General features: G+C 63.5%; 16 protein-coding genes. 2 read left to right on the top strand and 14 right to left on the bottom strand.

What is annotated here, in order from left to right:
• The first annotated feature begins 3 nt into the window (after positions 1–3).
• On the top strand, positions 4–1,095 hold the full coding sequence (locus MWL89_RS05895; RefSeq protein ID WP_244412107.1) for a molybdopterin-dependent oxidoreductase: 1,092 nt from the start codon (positions 4–6) through the stop codon (positions 1,093–1,095).
• A 62-nt stretch (positions 1,096–1,157) separates the two neighbouring features.
• Here MWL89_RS05895 and MWL89_RS05890 read toward each other — a convergent pair whose 3' ends face one another.
• The 13 genes from MWL89_RS05890 to hisZ all read right to left on the bottom strand — a co-directional run bounded on the left by MWL89_RS05890 (position 1,158) and on the right by hisZ (position 17,101).
• Positions 1,158–2,465, bottom strand: coding sequence for an O-acetylhomoserine aminocarboxypropyltransferase/cysteine synthase family protein (locus MWL89_RS05890; RefSeq protein WP_244412106.1), 1,308 nt, complete (start codon positions 2,463–2,465; stop codon positions 1,158–1,160).
• A gap of 1,045 nt (positions 2,466–3,510) precedes the next feature.
• The gene (locus tag MWL89_RS05885) at positions 3,511–5,577 is read right to left on the bottom strand and encodes a methionine--tRNA ligase (RefSeq protein ID WP_244412104.1); all 2,067 of its coding nucleotides are present in this window, start codon (positions 5,575–5,577) and stop codon (positions 3,511–3,513) included.
• Positions 5,558–6,604, bottom strand: coding sequence for a signal peptide peptidase SppA (gene sppA / locus MWL89_RS05880; RefSeq protein WP_244412102.1), 1,047 nt, complete (start codon positions 6,602–6,604; stop codon positions 5,558–5,560). The genes MWL89_RS05885 and sppA overlap by 20 nt, the downstream gene beginning before the upstream one ends.
• 129 nt (positions 6,605–6,733) lie before the next feature.
• Entirely contained in the window at positions 6,734–8,665 is a 1,932-nt protein-coding gene (gene rho / locus MWL89_RS05875) for a transcription termination factor Rho (RefSeq protein ID WP_244412101.1), read from the bottom strand.
• Positions 8,662–9,342, bottom strand: coding sequence for a fructose-6-phosphate aldolase (gene fsa / locus MWL89_RS05870; protein ID WP_244412100.1), 681 nt, complete (start codon positions 9,340–9,342; stop codon positions 8,662–8,664). The genes rho and fsa overlap by 4 nt, the downstream gene beginning before the upstream one ends.
• Before the next feature lie 294 nt (positions 9,343–9,636).
• Positions 9,637–9,951, bottom strand: coding sequence for a phosphoribosyl-AMP cyclohydrolase (gene hisI / locus MWL89_RS05865; protein ID WP_244412098.1), 315 nt, complete (start codon positions 9,949–9,951; stop codon positions 9,637–9,639).
• A gap of 80 nt (positions 9,952–10,031) precedes the next feature.
• Positions 10,032–10,796 (bottom strand): imidazole glycerol phosphate synthase subunit HisF, encoded by a 765-nt coding sequence (gene hisF / locus MWL89_RS05860; protein WP_244412097.1) that lies wholly within the window; start codon positions 10,794–10,796, stop codon positions 10,032–10,034.
• On the bottom strand, positions 10,786–11,676 hold the full coding sequence (hisA, locus tag MWL89_RS05855) for a 1-(5-phosphoribosyl)-5-[(5-phosphoribosylamino)methylideneamino]imidazole-4-carboxamide isomerase (RefSeq protein ID WP_244412095.1): 891 nt from the start codon (positions 11,674–11,676) through the stop codon (positions 10,786–10,788). The genes hisF and hisA overlap by 11 nt, the downstream gene beginning before the upstream one ends.
• A gap of 4 nt (positions 11,677–11,680) precedes the next feature.
• Positions 11,681–12,361, bottom strand: coding sequence for an imidazole glycerol phosphate synthase subunit HisH (gene hisH, locus MWL89_RS05850; RefSeq protein WP_244412094.1), 681 nt, complete (start codon positions 12,359–12,361; stop codon positions 11,681–11,683).
• Positions 12,361–12,954, bottom strand: a complete 594-nt coding sequence (gene hisB, locus MWL89_RS05845) for an imidazoleglycerol-phosphate dehydratase HisB (RefSeq protein ID WP_244412092.1) — start codon at positions 12,952–12,954, stop codon at positions 12,361–12,363. Before hisB ends, hisH begins: the two co-directional genes overlap by 1 nt.
• Positions 12,951–14,027, bottom strand: coding sequence for a histidinol-phosphate transaminase (gene hisC, locus MWL89_RS05840; protein ID WP_244452964.1), 1,077 nt, complete (start codon positions 14,025–14,027; stop codon positions 12,951–12,953). The genes hisB and hisC overlap by 4 nt, the downstream gene beginning before the upstream one ends.
• Positions 14,020–15,342, bottom strand: coding sequence for a histidinol dehydrogenase (gene hisD / locus MWL89_RS05835; RefSeq protein WP_244412089.1), 1,323 nt, complete (start codon positions 15,340–15,342; stop codon positions 14,020–14,022). The genes hisC and hisD overlap by 8 nt, the downstream gene beginning before the upstream one ends.
• 64 nt (positions 15,343–15,406) lie before the next feature.
• Positions 15,407–17,101 carry an ATP phosphoribosyltransferase regulatory subunit gene (hisZ, locus tag MWL89_RS05830; protein ID WP_244412087.1) on the bottom strand — a complete coding sequence of 565 codons (1,695 nt, stop codon included), beginning with the start codon at positions 17,099–17,101 and terminating at the stop codon, positions 15,407–15,409.
• A gap of 955 nt (positions 17,102–18,056) precedes the next feature.
• Between hisZ and MWL89_RS05825 the strand changes: the two genes are divergently transcribed.
• On the top strand, positions 18,057–18,698 hold the full coding sequence (locus MWL89_RS05825; RefSeq protein WP_244412086.1) for a class I SAM-dependent methyltransferase: 642 nt from the start codon (positions 18,057–18,059) through the stop codon (positions 18,696–18,698).
• A 104-nt stretch (positions 18,699–18,802) separates the two neighbouring features.
• On the opposite strand, the gene MWL89_RS05820 is transcribed toward MWL89_RS05825, so the two are convergent.
• Complete coding sequence (locus MWL89_RS05820; protein ID WP_102379568.1) at positions 18,803–19,075, bottom strand: holotricin-3; 273 nt, start codon at positions 19,073–19,075, stop codon at positions 18,803–18,805.
• Between the last annotated feature and the right edge of the window lie 25 nt (positions 19,076–19,100).

Raw genomic sequence — 19,100 nt, 5'->3', positions numbered from 1 at the left:
ACGATGTCATTCAACACACCGAAAAAGATCGCAGCGGGTGTGGCCAGCTCCGCCCTGCTTCTCTTCGGAACGGCTACGGCCATCGCCTCGCCGATCCAGCAATCGCAAGACGGCGCGCAAAACGCCGAGCCCCAGGCAAACACCCACACCGTCGGCGACCGCGAGATCGTCGCCCGTTGGATGGGCGAAGAGGAAAGCCCCTACGTGAAGGTGGCGAACGCCCAGGGCGCCTTCGCCTTCAACCAGGAGGGCGTGACCCCCAACGACGAGCTGTTCAACATCTTCGGCGCCGCGCTCACGAGCATGTGCTCGAAGCCGGCGGCCGAACTCGCCGAGGAACAGGGCGGCGTTGCCAACTACTACGTCAACGTGGGCGGCAACATCAAGAAGAACTTCACGGTGAACGTCGAAGACCTCTCCGACGACGTCAGCGATCAGGCGATGATGGCCTGCTCGTGCGCGACGGGGTCTCCCTTCGGGCAGGTCGCCGTCATGGGCGTGCCGCTTTCCGCCGTAGTCGAAATGGCCGATCTGGAAGACGGCGTGAACACGGTAACGGCCTACGGCGCCGACGGATTCGGCCAGCCGCTTCCGCTCGAATACGCGCTCGAGAAGAACGCACTTCTGGTCTACCAGGTCAACGGCGAGGAGCTCACCACCACGGGTTCGGGATCGAGCCTGCAGCTGTTCATGCCCGAAACCGTTGCGCGCTACTTCACGCGCAGCATCGTGCAGATCGAGCTGACCCAGGAAGAGCAGGTGCCCGACGTACAGCAGGTCGATCCGACGTACCGCAACAAGATCAACATCATGAACAACGCCGACGAGTGCCTGTTCAAGGCGGGCGACGAGATCACGTTCGAAGGCGTGGCCGACGATCTGGGAAGCCCCATCACCGCAATCGAGTTCTCCTTCGACAACGGAGCCACCTGGACGAGCTGCGAAACGGACGGCGCAACCGCCGACAAATGGGTGAACTGGCAGTTCACCACTTCGTTTGACGAGACGGGCGACTACCGCATGACCGTACGGGCGAAAACCGCCGACGGCGTGGTATCCCCCCTCGAAGCGACGCTGACATTCGAAATCGCGTAAGCGGCACCGCTCGCCCGCGCTGCAACAGGACCAAGCGCAGCGCGGGCGGCGACCCCAGGACCCTATGCCTTCGCAAGCGCCCGATCGATGTCTTCGATGATATCGTCGATGTCTTCGATCCCCACCGAAAGCCTCACCAGATCGCTTCCCACGCCAGCCCGCTTTAGCTCCTCGTCGGAAAGCTGCGAATGCGTTGTCGAAGCGGGATGGATGACGAGAGACTTCGCATCGCCCACATTCGCAAGATTGGAGAACAGTTCGAGGCCTTCGATGAAGCCGATGCCAGCCTCCCGCCCGCCGACCACGCCGAACACGACCACGCCTCCGAAGCCGTTCTCGAGCACCCGTTTCGCAACCTCATGCGACGGGTGGCTCTCGAGTCCGGGATACGACACCCATGCGACCTTCGGGTGGGCCTCGAGGTGGCGCGCGACGTCGAGCGCGTTGTCGCAGTGGCGTTGCACGCGCAGCGAAAGCGTTTCGATGCCGAGGCCTATCTCGTGCGCCGAAAGAGGAGCAAGCGTCGGGCCGAAATCCCGCAGCATCTGGGCGCGTACGCGCAAACCGAACGCCACGTTGCCCAAATCGGGAACAGCGCCGAACGCTTCGCTGAAAACCAGATCGTGATAGCTCGCATCGGGCTCGGAAAGCGTTGGGAAGCGATCGCTCGCCCAGTCGAACGTCCCCGCATCGATGACCGCGCCGCCGAGCGAAGTGCCGTGGCCGCCGATCCACTTCGTCAAGGATTCGAGAATGACAGACGCCCCGAGCTCGGCAGGTCGGCACACGTACGGCGTTGCGAACGTATTGTCGACGAGCAGGGGGATCCCGAGGTTGCGACCCGCTTTTGCAATGGCCGGAATGTCGGGCACGTCGAGACGGGGATTTCCGATGGTCTCGAGATACCACGCCTTCACGGCTTTGCGGCCGTCGGCCGATTCGACCGCATCGGTCTCCTCGGCGAAACTCTGAGCATCGGCGTGGACGAAGCGCACCTCGATGCCGAGGTTTTTGAACGTATGGAGGAAGATGTTCCATGTGCCGCCGTACAGCGAGTCGGATGCGATGATGGTATCGCCTGCCCTCGCCACATTGAGCAGCGCGAGCACTTCGGCCGCATGGCCCGATGCGACGGCAACGCTGTAGCTCGCGCTGTGGAGCGCCGACAGACGCTTCTCGATGGCTTCGACGGTGGGGTTGGTCAGCCGCCCGTAGATGTTTCCGAACTTCTTCAGCGCGAACAGATCCGCTGCGTCCTGCGCGCCGTCGAACGCGTAAGCGGTCGTTTGGTAGATGGGAAGCGCCCGAGCGTGGGTTCCGGGATCGGGGCGGGTGCCCGCATGGATGGCGAGCGTATCGAATTTCGTCATGACGATTCTCCTTGTATGCGTATGCGGATGATGGCGGCCGCGGGGCCGCGGGAGCGGTGCGCGCAGCGGGTGCCGTCGAGCCGACGTAAAACCCGATTGCGAGCCGAAGGCCGCCCGCAGGGCGGCGGGTGCGGTGAGCCCAGGCGGCTCTCATCGCGCAGACGACGAGTCGAGAGCCTGGGCTAGAGCATGCGCATGACGCATAACGAATGAGGGGCACGATGCGCGGCAGCGCAAAAGAGCCCACCGTCGAAGCATCTGCCGCCTATGCCGAGTCTGCAGAAATCTGTTTCGAAGGCGGTGCCCGACGGGAGGCCAAGCCAGCCGAAGCTGGTTGCGAAATCTCCCCGCAACACGCTATGTCGATTCGTCCCGTTCATGGTGATCATTAATCATAGGTATTAACTATGATTTGTCAAGAAGAAATGTTCGGCACGCGCCGAAGAACGACGAGGCGCCTTTCGGACGCGCCCCTGCCGTAACGTCGCGCCGCCTCCTGCGTCACCCGGTTCCGGCTCGGGGCGAGAGGGATCCCGGGTCTGCACACCTCCGCCGGTCGCGTTGCGCATGGAGGCTTCCGGACTCCGCTGCGCACGTTTTTGCCCTTTGTGTTGCATTCGGTGCCCACAGGCAAGCCGGTCGGCAGTCCGGAGCTGAAATCCAAGCCCCAGACAATCCGACGGGAAGCTGCAATCAGGCATTTTGGAAACGGCTGGAAATTACGGCACCTGCCAGCCAAAATCAGCCGTAACGCTACGGCAAAAAAGTGTCGATCGGACCGTTTCCACCGCAAGGAGCGCAGCCGGCGATGCGCTGCGGGGCGTCTCTCGACGGTCTCGCGCCGTAGGGCTGTCGGCATGGCGGTTTCCTCCCGCTGTTGCCCGCGACGTTTGGCGGACATCGCCCAAAAGCTGCCGCAAGCGAGCCTGCTTTCGGTGGATTTCCCCCATGCAAGCGAAGGGCGCCCGGGGGCGCCCTTCGCACTGTTTCCGCATATCCGCATTATGCGTTGGGCGCTCAGGATGAGCGCGCCTCCGGCTTCCGCCTACTTGAACTGGCTCGGGTGCCGTTCGAAGAAGTCGGTCCGAGGCGGCAGCTCGCGGATGCGATGGCGCCCTTCGGTGATCTCCCCCGCTCCGCACAGCTCGGCATTGTCCTCGAAATCGTAGTTCCAACTGAAGAACTCGTCGAACTCGAAGCTCAGGTAATCGCAGATCTTCTCGGTTCCAGCGGGTACCACCGGATGCATGAGCAGCGTCGCGATGCGCAGGAGGAAGAAGCAGTCCACGAGCACCTGGCGGCGTTCGGCGAACAACTCGTCGGCCGCTGCACCCCGAACGTCGCCGTTCTCCTCAAGCGCCGAAGCGGCGTTCTCGACCTCGCGGATCCGCTCGGTCCAGTACTTGTTCGACCAGCGGATGTACTCGTCCATGATCGACATGATCGTATGGAGTTCGGCCTTGTGCATGGTGAAATCGTACGCGGAAAGCGTCGCATGCACCTTTTCGACCGCCTCGGGCGACACGGTACCGATCGGCATGTAGCCCTCGAAGTTCTTCTGCGCCTCGTAGAAGCAGCTGCGCGCCAAACGGTTGAACACGTTGGTGAGCAGCGCTCCCTCTTTGAGCACCGGATCGGCCGCACGCGGATCGTCGCGTTTCGTCTCGTCTTGCTCGAACGGTTTGGGCTTGAATCCCACCGATTTTTGGTCGAGACCGAGTGCGAGGAAGTGGGCGCGAAGCTGCTCGGGCGTGTAGTAGTCCAAAAGCTCGTCGGCCGTCGGAGGCTTGACCGCGCCCGACGACGATGCCTTCTTATCGCCGAACAGGATATGGTAGTTGGCGATGAGCTGCGTCTGCCGAAGCGGATGCTCGGCAATGCCGGGCTTGAGGATATCGCCCGGCCGGATGGCCTCGAACAGCGCCGGCTGGGCCACGCCGTAGAAGTACAGGTTGTCCTGCCCGATGAACTGGTACACATGCGCGTCTTCCGAGCACCAGAAATCGCGCCAGCTGCCGCGCGGCATACCCATCTTGTCGCCCGCGGCCATCGTGAACGACATGGGCGCCCACAGGCTCTCGGGCCAGCACCATACGGTGAGCCCCTCGAGGCCGTCGATGACCGGAGCCTTCACGCCCCATTCGATGTTGCCCGTGATGCGGAACGGCGTGAGCGTCTTGCCCATGCGGAAGCGCAGCCCCGCACGCGTAAGCGCTTCGCGCGCCGCATCGCGGTCGTCGATGGTGGCGAACTCGATCTCGAAGCTCTGCTTGCCCTTCTCGGCCTCGCGGTACGAATGCACCGGCAGCTCGTCGGCGATGGCGAGGTACTCGTCGTACGCCTCGTTCTTGATGTAGACGACGGGCGGAGCCAAGAACTCCTTCACCGTGTTGTACACGACGGGGCGTACCTCGGGATCGGCTTCGAGTTCGGCTGTACGGGCGCGGAGGAACCCGGCAAAGGCGGGCAGGTCGAAATACCAGTTCTCCACGGGTCTCATCTCGGGCGTAACGCCGGTGATGGACGATTTGGGAGCAATGAGGTCTTCGGGGGCGTACTGATGCCCCAGATCGCATTCGTCCGCATAGGCGTGCTCGCTCTTGCAGCCCTGCACGGGGCAGCGGCCCATTACCTGGCGGCCGTTCAGAAACGTCTCCGCCTCCGGATCGTAGAACTGCAGCGTCGCGCGCTTATGCAGATAGCCGTTCTCGTAGAGCTTCTCGATGAACGCCTCGCTGATCTGCTGATGCACCTCGCCGGAATGCCCCATGCCGCTGCCCTCGTAGATGGACAGGCTGATGTTGTAGGCATCGAGCGTCTTCTTCTGCGCATCGTGGTTTCCCTGCACGTACTGAGCGATCGTTCCGTCGAATTCGCCCGCCTCGACGAGCTTGCGGTACCCCTCGTTGATGGGCGAACCGAAGCAATCGGTACCCGAGATGAACCGCACGTTCTCGGCCCCGATACGGTCGCGCAGGAAACGGGCGTAGCAGTCGGCCGGCACGAACACGCCGGCTATGTGTCCGAAATGGAGCGGCTTGTTTCCGTAGGGCATGCCCGCCGTGACAACGGCACGCTTGGGCCAGCTCGGTTTATCGGGTGATGGCACCATCGAGTCCCAACTCCTTCAGCGCAGCGGAAAGGTCATCGGTCGAAGAGGAGGATCCGAGGATATCGAGCAGATCCATCATGTCGAGCGATGAGTTGTTCTGCAGGGTAACGGTGGTGTACGCCGTGACGTTTGCCAGTTCGGCAGCTTTTTCCACAGCGTCTTCAAGCGTGCCGATCTCGTCGGCGAGCCCGTTCTCGACGGCCGTCATGCCGGTGAAGGTGAGCCCGGTCGCAAGAGCGCGGACCTCCTCGACCGACATGGAGCGGCCCTCGGCGACCGTCTCGATGAACGTCTCGTTGATCTGGTCGACCATATCCTGGTAATAAGCGCGCTCCTCTTCGGTGAGAGGACGGTTGCCGTAGCTCGAATCCTTGCTGTCGGCCGAGGTGATGTCGTCGATGCGGATACCGAGTTTCTCGTAGAGACCCGACAAGTCGGTGATCTGCATGGCGGTGCCGATGGCGCCGATGGAGGTGGTCTTAGCCGTGAAGATGTAATCGGCCTGCGACGAGATCTCGTAGGCGGCGCTCGCGTTCATCGAGGCGCTCGAAACCACGACGGGCTTGGAAAAATCTTTGAGGTAGGAAGTCATCTCCTCGCCTGCCGTCGCCGTGCCGCCGCCCGAGTTCACGCGCAGTACGATAGCCTTCACATGCGGGTTGTTCTCCGCCTTGTCGAGCTGGGCCTTGAGGCCCTCGGGGCTCGACGTGGTGCCGTCGTACTGGATCGTCCCATCGATGTTGATGATGCCGACCGCATCGCTGGTCAGGTAATCGACATCGCTGACCGTTGCGCCCGACAGCGAGGAGAACGAGCCTACCGAGGAGGTGAACATGCTCGTGCACGAGATCATGCCGACGATGATTATCGAGAATATCGCCAAGATGGCCACCAAGCCGACGATCCAGCCCTTGCCTTTTTTCGGCGGCTCGGGCGCGTAATACGGGGGTTGCGGCTGGGGATAGCCTTGGGGCTGCTGCTGAGGCTGCTGCCACACCTGCTGCTGCCAGTTGTTCTGATCGGACATGCTGTCTCCTTATCGTCCGCCTGATCGTCTTCCCAAAGGGAAGAAACCGCGCAGTGCATGCGCGGTTTCCATTATATAAGTCGGTGCGACGACCCTTCGTTACAGAACCTTTACGGTATCGGCTTCGTCTTACAGTTCGAAGTTGTCGTCGGACTTGTTCATCTGGGCCTTTTTGGCCGTGCGCAGCAAGAACTCCTGGTTCGTGCTGGTCTGCTTCAATGACTTGATCAGCATGTCCATGGCCCGCTCGGTGCTGTTCATGTTCGCAAGGATGCGGCGTACGGCCCAAATGAGCGGCGCCTCCTGCGGCTCGAGCAGCAGATCCTCTTTGCGCGTACCCGAAGAGACCGGGTCGATTGCCGGGAAGATGCGGCGGTCGGCCAGGCTGCGATCGAGCCTGAGCTCCATGTTGCCCGTGCCCTTGAACTCTTCGAAGATGACCTCGTCCATCTTGGACCCCGTTTCGACCAGAGCCGATGCGAGGATGGTGAGGCTGCCGCCGCCTTCGATGTTGCGGGCGGCGCCGAGGAAGCGCTTGGGCGGATAGAGGGCGGTCGAATCGACGCCGCCGGAGAGGATGCGCCCGCTCGCAGGCTGCGCGAGGTTGTAGGCGCGCGCCAGACGGGTGAGCGAATCGAGCAGGATCACCACATCGGCACCGTCTTCGACGAGGCGCTTCGCACGCTCGATCACGAGCTCGGAAACCGCGATGTGGTTCTCGCAGGGCATATCGAACGTCGAAGAAATGACCTCGCCTCGGATGGATCGCTCCATATCGGTTACTTCCTCGGGGCGCTCGTCGACGAGCAGGCACATGAGGTGCACTTCGGGGTTGTTGGCCGAAATGGAAGCCGCAATATCCTTGAGAACCGTGGTCTTGCCCGCCTTCGGGGGCGAGACGATGAGGCCGCGCTGGCCTTTTCCGATGGGGGCGGCCAGATCGATGACGCGTGCCGTGATGGTGTTCTTGCCGTGCTCCATCCACAGACGCTCGTCGGGATAGACCGGCGTGAGATCGGCGAAGCGAACACGTTTTCCGAGTTCATCGGGTGATTTTCCGTTGATCGAGAGGATCTTCTGCACGGCGGCGTACTTCTCGTTCTCCCGCGGGGGACGGGTCTGCCCCACCACGAAATCGCCCTTGCGCAGCCCGTTGCGGCGAATGGTCGAAAGGCCCACGTACGCATCGGTCTCGCTCGGCAGGTAGCCCTGCGTACGCAAAAATCCGTAGCCGTCGGCGAGAATGTCGAGCACGCCCTTGACCTCGATGAAGCCTTCGGCCTTGACGCAGGCCTCGTACACCTTCTCGATGAGGTCGGCTTTCAGCAGACCACCCACGTCGAGGCCGAGCTCCTCGGCTTTGGCGCGCAGCTCGGCAACCTTGAGCTTCTCGATATCCTCGCGCGTCGTCTGGGGAACGGCGGGTTCGCGGTTCGATCCCTGATGCTGGCGGCGCTGCTTGCGCTGATTGGCGTTGCTGTTGCTGCCGCCGTTCTGCTGGCGGTTGTTCTGCTGCTTGTTGTTCTGCTTGCTCTTGTTCTGATTCTGGTTGTTGTTCTGCTGTTTGTTGTTCTGGCGGGGCCGCTGGCGCTGCGAATCCTGTTTCTCGAAGGACTGGCGCTCGGCCTGCCGATCGGGCTGTCGCTCGGACTGCGAGCGCTCGGCCAGCTGCTCTTCGGGTTGGCTTTCGGAGGCGGGCTTCTCGGCGGCCTGCTTCGCCGCCCTCCTCTTGGGCGCGGGGCGCTTCGCTTCGTCGGCGGCCTGCTCGGCAGGCGCTTCGTCCTTCGGCTTGGCAGCAGTGCCCGTCTCTACGACTACGCGTTTTGCGCGCGGTTTGCGAACGGGTTTCTTCCCTTCGCCCTCGGAGGCGCTTCCTGCTTCGGAGGCTTCGGGTGCTTTTGCGGGCGCCGGGGCTTTCGCCGTATCGGAGGCTTGTTGCTCGGCAGACGCCGGAGCCTCGGATGCGGCTGCCGTCTTGCGTGCGCGCGGCTTGCGCTTTGCCGGAGCTTTTTCTTCGGCGGGAGCAGCCTGATCGGCTACGGTTGTTTCGGTATCACTCATGCGTTTTGAACTTTCTCCCAGTCTTTCATGAAGGCATCGAGGCCTCGATCGGTAAGCGGATGGGCAACCATCTTCTTCAGCACGCCGAAGGGTACGGTGGCGATGTCGGCGCCCATGAGCGCCGCCTGGGTCACGTGGTTCGCGCTGCGGATGGATGCCGCGATGATCTCAACCTGCTCGCCGTTAACGGTGTCGGGGGTGAAATCGTAGTTGTTGATGGCGGCCACAACGTTCTCGAGCTGGCCGAGGCCGTCTTCGGAAATGTCGTCGAAGCGGCCGACGAAGGGGCTGATGTAGCGGGCGCCGGCACGCGCGGCGAGGATCGCCTGCGGAACGGTGAAGCACAGCGTCATATTGACGGGAATGCCCTCGGCGGCGAGCGTATGGGTTGCGGCCAGGCCTTCGACCATGGTGGGAACCTTGACGACGACGTTGGGGGCGATGGCGGCCAATTCGCGGCCGTCGCGCACGATCTCGTCGCGGCTCATCGCAACGCTCTCGGCCGACACCGGCCCGTCCACGATATCGCAGATGCGCTTGATGTGGTTATGGAAATCGGATAGCTTGCCACCGACACGCGCGTACAGCGAGGGGTTGGTGGTCACGCCCGCGAGCGCACCCCAACTCGCCGCCTCTTCGATCTCGTTCAGATCAGCGGTATCCAGAAAAAACTTCACCTGGGTCCTCCTTTAATTCAGGCCTCAAGACATACGGCGCGGCGAAACGCGCTTTTTTCATAATGGGGTTTTGATCTTTGAAAATAGGCTTTCTTTCAAGAGATATAAGAACTGCGACTCATGGTAGCGTATGTGGCCTGCGCTTTCAAGGGAGTTTTTCCACATGAGCGCGAAAGGGCACGGGACGCAACCTGCGCGCAGCCCCTGTGCGCGAATCGGGTTGGCTCGCATTCGCGTTCGCCGTATTCGCGTTCGCCGCAATCGCAAAAGCGGCCCGCGTCAGAACCATCGAGCCTAGAACGCCCGATAGAAGCAGGTGCGCTCGCCGGTATGGCATGCGGGGCCAGCGGGGTCGACGAGTGCGAGCAGCGTATCGGCATCGCAATCGTAGCGGAGCTCGACGAGCTTTTGGGTGTTTCCGCTCGTGGCACCTTTGTGCCAGAGCTCTCGGCGCGAGCGTGACCAGAACCACATGGTGCGGTCCTCCATGGTGAGGGACAGAGAATCGGCGTTCATCCATGCCATCATGAGCACCTCTCTGGTTTCCGCATCCTGCACGATGCAGGGAATGAGGCCCGCCTCGTTGTACTTCAGTTCCACCGCATCCATATCGATCCCTTCGCTTGATGTTGCCGCACGCATCTGCAGCAGCTTCAACCCGTAGCCGCGCCTGCGCAGCTTTGCCCGGCCTACAGCCTAACCGGAATACCCTGGCTCGCCATGTACTCCTTCACCTGGCGAATCGTCAATTCGCCGAAGTGGAACACACTCGCGGCGAGCACCGCGTCGGCCTCGCCCTCGATGATCCCCTCGGCGAAGTGCTCGATCGAGCCGACGCCGCCCGAGGCGATGACCGGGATGTCCACGGCGCGCGCCACCGCGCGGGTGAGCGCGCAGTCGAACCCGTCGCGGCTGCCGTCGCGGTCCATGCTGGTGAGCAGGATCTCCCCCGCCCCCCTGCGTGCGGCCTCCGTCGCCCATTCGACCGCATCGATGCCGGTCGCCTTGCGGCCTCCGTGCACGTACACCTCCCATTTGTCGGGGTTGCCCGCACGCTGCTTCGCGTCGATGGCGCACAGTATCGCCTGCGTGCCGAACGCCGCAGCTGCAGCGGTGATGATCGAAGGATCGGCGACGGCGGCAGAGTTGATGGATACCTTGTCGGCGCCCGCAGCGATCATCGTGCGGATATCGGCAACGCTGCGAAAGCCGCCGCCCACGCAGTACGGCAGGTGCAGCTCCTCGCTTGCACGGCTGGCCAGATCGACCGTGGTAGCGCGATCGTCGCTCGTCGCCGTGATGTCGAGGAAGATCACCTCGTCGGCCTTCTGCTCGTCGTAGCGCTGCGCGAGCTCGATGGGATCGCCCGCATCGCGCAGGTTCACGAAGTTGACGCCCTTGACCACGCGGCCGTCCTTCACGTCCATGCAGGGTATGACACGCTTAGTGAGCATCGAGGCCACCTCCCCTCGCATCTTCGGTCGATCCGTCGGCGCCCCCGACGCACGTCGCGGGCTCGTGAGACGAGCCTGCCACCCGACCGGCTACGGCCGTGTCGAGCGCAATCCCGCACGGGTTCTCGCCTGCGCGCATCGCCTCAAAGGCCCTCGTGGCCGCCTCGCATGCGGCCACCGCTTCGGCCACGTCGAGCGTGCCCTCGTAGACCGCGCGGCCCGCGATCACGCCCTCGATGCTGCCGGCGACCTTGCCGAGCCGCTCGATGTCCGACAGGTCGGCCACGCCGCCCGAAGCGGTTACGGGACTGCCGAACACCTCGGCCATGCGGACGTAGGCGGCCTCGTCAATGCCCGTCTGCATGCCGTCGCGCGCGATGTCGGTGTACACGAGGTGCTTGAACCCGACGCTCGCCACCTGTGCGGCAAGCTCCTCGGCGGGAACGCCCGCGCCCTCGCGCCATCCCGAAACGGCCACCTCGCCGCCCTTGGCGTCGATGCCGGCCGCAAGCATGCCCTGATAGCGGGCGATGGCCGCCTCGGCGAATGCGGGATCGGCCACCAAACTCGTGCCGAGCACCACGCGGGAAACGCCCGCCTCGTAGAGCCGCTCGATCGTTTCGAGCGAACGGATGCCGCCGCCTACCTCCACCTTGAGCAGCGTCTTTCTCAGGATGCGCTCGATGATGGCGATGTTTTCGGGAACGCCCGATTTGGCCCCGTCGAGATCGACCACGTGCAGCCACGTCGCACCCGCCTCCTCGAAGCGCTGCGCCTGATCGGCAGGATCGTCGTTGTACACGGTCACCTTCGCGTAGTCGCCCTTCGCAAGGCGCACTGCGCGCCCGTCGAGTATATCGATCGCGGGAAGCAGATACATGGGATCACGCGCCTTTCGAGTGCTGAACGATGCTGACGAAGTTGCGGAGCAGAGCCATCCCCGCATCGGAGCTCTTCTCGGGGTGGAACTGCACGCCGAACGCGGTTTCGCGGTAGGCGACCACGCTCGGGAACGACACCGAATGCGTGGTGGTCGCCACCGTGCAGGGGGTGTCCGGCGCGATGAAGCTGTGGGTGAAGTAGAAGTACTCGCCCGAGGGTATGCCCGCAAGCAGCGCTTTCGGTTCGGCGTCGTCGTACTCGATCGAATTCCAGCCGACGTGGGGCACCTTGTAGCTTATCCCCTGCTCGTCGGTGCGCGGAAGGGCGCTCGCCACGCCCGGCAGCACGGAAAGCCCGTGCGCGTTGTCGGCCTCGTCGTCCTCGAAATCGGTGCCTTCGGTTCCCTCCTCGAACATGAGGTGGAGCCCCAAGCATATCCCCAGAAACGGCACGCCCGCTGCGATGCGCTCGCGCAGGGCCGCCGTCTGCCCCATACGGTGCATGGTCGATGCGGCGTCGGCGAAGGCGCCCACGCCGGGCAGCACGATGGCATCGGCGCGCGCGATCTCGACGGGATCGGCGGAGACGAACGCTTCGGCGCCCGCGCCCCGCAGGCCGCGCTCGACGCTCATGAGGTTGCCTTTGCAGTAGTCGACAACAACGACGCGTGGCCGACCCGCCATCACAGCGAGCCCTTCGTCGAGGGGAGTACGCCCGCGATGCGCGGGTTGATGCGCGTCGCATCGCAGAGAGTCCGGCCGCTCGCCTTGAAGGCGGCCTCGACGATGTGGTGCGCGTTCTCGCCCGAGACGCTGCGGATGTGCAGCGTCACGCCCGCGTTCGTGGCGAGCGCGATCATGAACTCCTTGGCGAGCGTCGTGTCGAACGTGCCGATGATCTCTATCGGCAGGTCAACCGCGTAGTGGAGCTGACCGCGCCCCGATATGTCGCAGGCGGCCAACACGAGCGCCTCGTCCATGGGTACGTAGCTCGAGCCGAACCGCACGATACCCCGCTTGTCGCCGAGCGTCTGCGCGAACGCCTGGCCGAGCACGATTCCCACGTCCTCCACGGTGTGGTGCGCGTCGACCTCGATATCTCCTCGAGCCCGCACGGTCAAGTCGAACAGACCGTGGCGACCGAAGGCATCGAGCATGTGATCGAAGAACGGCACACCCGTCTCGATGTCGGTCACACCCGTCCCGTCGAGGTTCAGCGTAAGCGCGATATCGGTTTCCTTGGTGGTGCGCGTAAGGGAGGCGATGCGATCGGTCATGCCTTCCGCCTTTCTATCAGAACCTCTTTCAATGCGGTTAAGAACCGCTCGTTTTCTTCGGGCGATCCCACCGTGACGCGAAGGCAGTCGGTCAGGTGCTCCGCAGCCGAGAAGTCGCGTACGAGTATGCCGCGATCGTAGAGCGCCCGCCATACCTCGCCGGCGCCTTCCGCCCTGAACAGGATGTAGTTCGCGTCCGACGGATACGCCTTGACCTCGGGGAGCTTGCGCAGCTGCTCGATGAGGCGGGCGCGCTCCTCGATGATCGAGACGATCCCGCGCTCGAAGCTCGCGCGGTTCTCGTACACGGTTTCGGCGATGATCTGGGAAACGGCATCGACCGAGTAGGGTTGGCGCACCTTGATGAACTCGGTGACGATGGCCGGATCGCCGAGGATGTAGCCGAGCCGCACGCCCGCGAGGCTGAAGGCCTTGGAGAACGTGCGCAGGATGACGAGGTTCTTGTGGCGGGCAAGGTAGGGCCGCATGGTCATGCGGGAGAACTCGAAGTACGCCTCGTCCACCATCACGAGCGCGTCGGTGGCGTCGAGGAGCGCAAGCAGGAACTCTTCGCTGGCAAGCTTGCCGGTGGGATTGTTCGGACTCGCAACGATAAGGTAGTCGATGCCGCCTTCGGCCACACGCGCGAGTACCGCCTCCTCGTCGATCGAATGGTCGTCACGGCGCGGGATGTTCACGATTTCGGTGCCCGTCAAACGCGCGTTCTGCTCGTACACCGAGAATGTCGGCGGGAGGTTCAGAAACGTGCGGCCGGGGCCGCCCCAGGCGAGCGCGATGTTGAACAAGAGCTCGTCTCCCCCGTTGCCCAAAAGCACGCATTCGCGTTCGAGCCCGTTCGCCTCGGCGATCCTGTCGCGCAAACCGTTGGCCAGCGGATCGGGATAGCGGTTGAAGCTCATGGCCTTGAGCCGCCGGTTGATCTCGCGGCGCACCTCCTCGGGCACGTCCTGCGGGTTCTCGTTGGCCGAGAGGTACGCTTCGGCGGGAAGGTACTTCGGATCGTAGGGCACGAGCGGCGCGATGCGCTCGCACGACGGTCTGACGTTATTCATCGGCATCTTCGATTCCGTACAGGTTTCCGGTCCTCATGAGGTTGCACCTGAGTTCGACGCTCTTCGCATGCGCCCACAGCCCCTCGTGCTCGGCGATGGTCATCACCGCCGATGCGTCGTTGGCGAGCGCAGCGGAAGAGTACTGGATGACGCTCGACTTCTTGACGAACTCGTCGACCGAGAGCGGCGAGGCGTAGCGGGCGGTTCCGCCCGTCGGCAGCGTGTGGTTCGGCCCCGCGACGTAATCGCCCACGGCTTCGGGCGTCCAAGCGCCCAGGAAGATGGCTCCCGCATTGCGGATCATGCCGAGCAGGTCGAACGCATGGTCCATGTGGATCTCGAGGTGCTCGGGCGCGATCACGTTGACCGCTTCCATCGCGCTCGGGATGTCGGGGCACACGACGATGAGGCCCTGGTCGGCAAGCGATGCCGTGGTGATCTCGGCGCGGGTCGACGACGCCAGGTGCTTCTCGACCGCCGCCTCGACCGCATCGGCGTACGCTTCGGAGAAGGTCACGAGATAGCAACTCGCGAGCGGATCGTGTTCGGCCTGGGCCATGAGATCGATGGCGACGAGCGCGGGCTCTGCCGTCTCGTCGGCGACAACGCAGACCTCGGAGGGGCCTGCGATCATATCGATGCCCACGTCGCCCGAGACGATCTTCTTGGCGGCGGCCACGTACGCGTTGCCGGGCCCGGTGATCTTGCACACCGGCTCGATGGACTCGGTGCCGTAGGCAAGAGCAGCCACGGCCTGAACTCCCCCGACCGCGTAGATCTCGGTGACGCCCGCGATGCGGCACGCTTCGAGGATGGCCGGATCGAGCTTGCCGCTCTTGGTTGGCGGCGTCACGCATACGATGCGCTCGACGCCCGCCACGGCGGCGGGAAGCGCGTTCATGAGCACCGAGGAGGGGTAGAGCGCACGGCCGCCCGGCACGTAGATGCCGACCGACTCGAGCGGCTCGATCTTGCTGCCGACGAGCGCGCCGTCCGCGCGCACCGTGAACCAGCTCTGCTGGCGCTGGCGCTCGTGGAAATCGCGGATCTGGGCCGCTGCTTGGCGCAGGGCCTCGGCGGTCTTCGGATCGACGTCGACGATGGCTTCGTCGATCGCCTGCTTCGAGATGCGGAAATCCTCGATCCTCACGCCGTCGAACTTCTCGGTGTATTCGCGCAGGGCAGCATCGCCGCGCTCGCGCACATCCTCGACGATCGAGGTGGCCGCAATGAGCGCATCGGCGTTGAACGCACCGGTGCGGTTGAGGTATCGGCTTTTAAACTGGCTCCCAGGCTGCAAGACGATCCTGCGCATGGTTCCTCCTTATCGTATCGGCCCCGCGGGGCCACCCTATTGTAGCGAATCTTGCAGCGATGCTCTATCGAAGCGATCCTTGCAAGGCTTCAGTCAATTCCACGATGCGCGCATCGATGCGGAATGCGCAGGCGTTTGCGAAGAAGCGGGCGGTCGAGGCGAGCACCTCGTCGACGATCGCAAGGTTGTTCTCGCGAAGCGTCGTGCCGGTTGCCGTGATGTCGACGATCCGCTCGGCCATGCCCGTCAGCGGTGCCAGCTCGATGTTTCCGTGCAGCTTGACGATCTCCACCTGCATGCCCGCCCGCCTGTAGTAGGCGCTCGTGATGTTGGGATACTTCGTCGCGACGCGAATGGAGCCCAAGCGCCGATAATGCTCCTCGACCGAGGGGCCTGCGCCCGCGGGCTCGGCCACCACGAAGCGGCAGGCGCCGAACTTCAGATCGACGAGTTCGACCACGTCGGGATCGGCTTCGAGCAGCGAATCCTTCCCGCAGATGCCGCAGTCCGCCGCGCCGAGCGCCACGAACGCGGGCGCATCGGTGGGACGCACGATGATGAAGTCGACGCCGGGATTCGAGATGATGAGCTGGCGCCCGGGATCGTCGAGCCCCGTCGTGTCGAGCCCAGCAGCGGCGAGCGCCGCGATCGTGTCGGCGTTGAGCGACCCCTTGGGAACCGCGATGCGCAGCGGACGCTCAGAAAGCGCCTCGGCGGCAGTCGCAGGTGCGCTCGGGTCAGCGAGGGTTTCCGCAACGTCGGCGGCATCTACCGGCCGGCAAGCCGACGGAGCCGAGGCCTGAGCCGCCATCACCTGTTCGAGCGAGAAGGCGAACCCGGCTGCCGGGCGGCTCTGCCCGTAGGCCGCGAGCATGTTGTCGTAGCGCCCCCCGCTTCCGAGCGGAGCGCCGAGCCCGGGCGCGTAGGCTTCCACCACGATGCCCGTGTAGTAGTCGAACGAGCTCATGACCGAAAAGTCGACCACGATGCTCTCGGCCAGCCCCGCATCGGCAAGCAGATCGTAGGTTTCCTCGAACGCATCGAGCCCGTCGATGCAGCCGAGCGGAGAAACGAGCGAGCGCACCTCGCCGATGGCCTGCTTGCCGCCCCGAATGCGCGGAAGCGAGCGGATGGCGTCGGCAAACGCCGGAGCAGCCGTCCCATCGGCGCACAGGACGTCGAGATCGACGAAATTCGACGCGTGGTAGGCCTGCAAGACGAGTTCTCTCCATTCGGCGGGCGCACCGCTTCGCTCCAGGAGCGCGCGAAGCACGCCGACCGTGCCGATGGCCAGCTTGAATCCCCCGACGCCGCACGTACGCAGCGCTTCGGCCAGCAGGCCGACCATCTCGGCGTCGGCCGCAGGGCCGCTCTCGCCGATGCACTCGATGCCCATCTGCGTGAGCTCGCGCGCCGCCGCCTGCATCTCCGACTCAGCCTCGCGGAAGACGCGCTGCGTGTAGCGGAACCGAAACGGCCCGGGCTGCCCCTTGAGGCGCGTCGAGCACATGCGCGCCACCTGCAAGGTAACGTCGGGCCGCATGGCGAGCAAGTCGCCCTGGGAATCGAAGAATTTGAACGGAGCAGCGGGCATCCTGCCGCCCGCCTGCAATACGTCCATCACTTCGAGCGTCGGCGTTTCGATGGGCACGTAGCCCCGCTCGTCGAAGCAGCGCTGCACGCTGCGGGTCATTTCCTCGCGCACGCGCGCCTCGTCGGATAACACGTCCCTGAACCCTGCCGGGGTGACGAAATTCATGTCTCGTTCCTCTGTCCGTTCGTTTATACCGATGTTCGCCGTATGCCGCCCTACGGGCGATCGGCCATCGGATATCATCGTATCTTCCAATTCTACCTGCAACGATTCCAATGCGGACCCCGCACGCCCATTCGGCACGATGTCGTCATGTTCCGAAGCACGCCACGCTGAAGCGCGAAACGCGGCACGCCGTCGCATCGAGCTCCGGGTTGCGATGCGTGCCCAGGTTGCTGCAGGCGCTCCGGGCCGCTTCGCATTCTTCACGTTGCCCAATGTACTTTAGCACAGTAGAGTAGTAAAGCAACATGTTTTTTCATCCGCTACAAAACATCCAAGCTCGCAAGGAGCACTACGGTCGCTTTCAGGGAACGCCGCTCTCGGAAACCGAGCAGCGTGCGCCTTGCGCACCGAACCCGAGAAACCTCCACGCTCTCGTTCCGCGTGTTTTTCACGAAAGTGTTGCACTTCGCGAGAGTGCCAGCGGCCTTCGTTCTTTTCCCTTCCCAATAACGCCTGGTCAGTGCGCCGCAGAGTTTTTGCTCGCAGCCGCAGGTTCCAGCCGGCGCCCTTCGACCAGCTTCGAAGACCCCAAAACGCAACACAACGAGGCTTTTCCCGCAAAACAGCCAAGGGCCGCATGGTGCGCCGAGAACTCAGCTCCGTCCACGCCGCACCTGGCTCACCCCACATCGCCCACGCCGTGCCGCCCACGTCGCACCGCCTGCGCCGTCCCGGCTCGCCCTGCGCTGGGCACGCTGCCCCGGCCCGCCCAGCGTCGCGAACCTACGCCACACCGCAATCGCAGCCTCAAAAACGCGGCATCGGGGTTCGAGAACGCGCGTTCCATTCGATCGACGCCGAAGAGCCGAGCCTGAACCATGCGAGCGAATCCAGCAACCGGACCCGAATTCGGTATATACTAGTAATTATCCTGAAAATAGATAAAAGGAGAGCCATGGAGACCGAGGGATTCCCCTACGACGAAATCGCTGAGAAGTTTTTCTCGCCCATCTACCCCGTTATCGCCGAAGCCATCCTCGAAAAAACCGGCGTCGGCAGCGGTCGGCTCCTCGATCTCGGATGCGGAGGGGGGCATCTGGGATTCGAGCTGCTGAAACGCGGAAACTATTCCACCGCAGTGTTCGCCGACGCCAACCCTGAAGCGCTGAAAGCGACCGAGCGGCGCGGATTCGAACGAGGCTTCGGTTCCGTCATGAAAACGAGCCTACAGGACGCCTGCGCGCTCGACCTGCCCGAAGAGAGCTTCGACCTCATCGTATCACGCGGCAGCATGCCGTTCTGGGATGATCAGATCGCAGCGTTTTCGGGCATCTACGACCTACTCGCCCCCGGCGGCTGGGCGTACATCGGCGGCGGCCTCGGCAATGCGCAGCTCGGAGACGAGATCAAACGCGCGATGGCCGAAGCCCGGAATGCAACCGGCGGCGAAGGGCCGCGCTGCTTCGACAGGAAGAATTCGAAGGCGCTTGCCGACGAAGAGTACCGTGCGCTTTTCGCACATACCGACGCAGATCTCGTCATCATCAACAACGATGACGAGGGCCACTGGATCATCCTGTCGAAACCGACCGCGTAAGCACGGGGAAAGACGGGCGAGCGATCTAAACGGCAGCGGCTCCGCATCGATCGGAGCCGCTGAAACAGCTTTCGCGGATGCGGACTCCGCTGCGATAGACGAGCCTACATTCCCATCTGCATGGTGATCTGCCACATGTTCCACGACATGTAGACGCAAAAGGCCACGTAGACGGTGGCGATGATCTTGATGGCAATATGCCAATCGCTTCTCCAGCAGATCACAATGCCAACCGGCCAGAAGATCAAAAGGAAGAAGACGATCCAGAACGTCTGCTTGGACCATTTCTTCTCGTTCGGATCGCGCATCAGATCGTTGGCGTCTTTTCGCTGCTCTTTGTGCTGCCAATCCCCCGCCCTGCGGTTTCCATCGGTCATGTCGAGCTCCTCCTGCGATCGATCT

The sequence above is a fragment of the Raoultibacter timonensis genome (assembly GCF_022845715.1).
GTDB classification, from domain to species: Bacteria; Actinomycetota; Coriobacteriia; order Coriobacteriales; family Eggerthellaceae; genus Raoultibacter; species Raoultibacter timonensis.
This window is presented reverse-complemented; position numbering and strand designations above follow the sequence as displayed.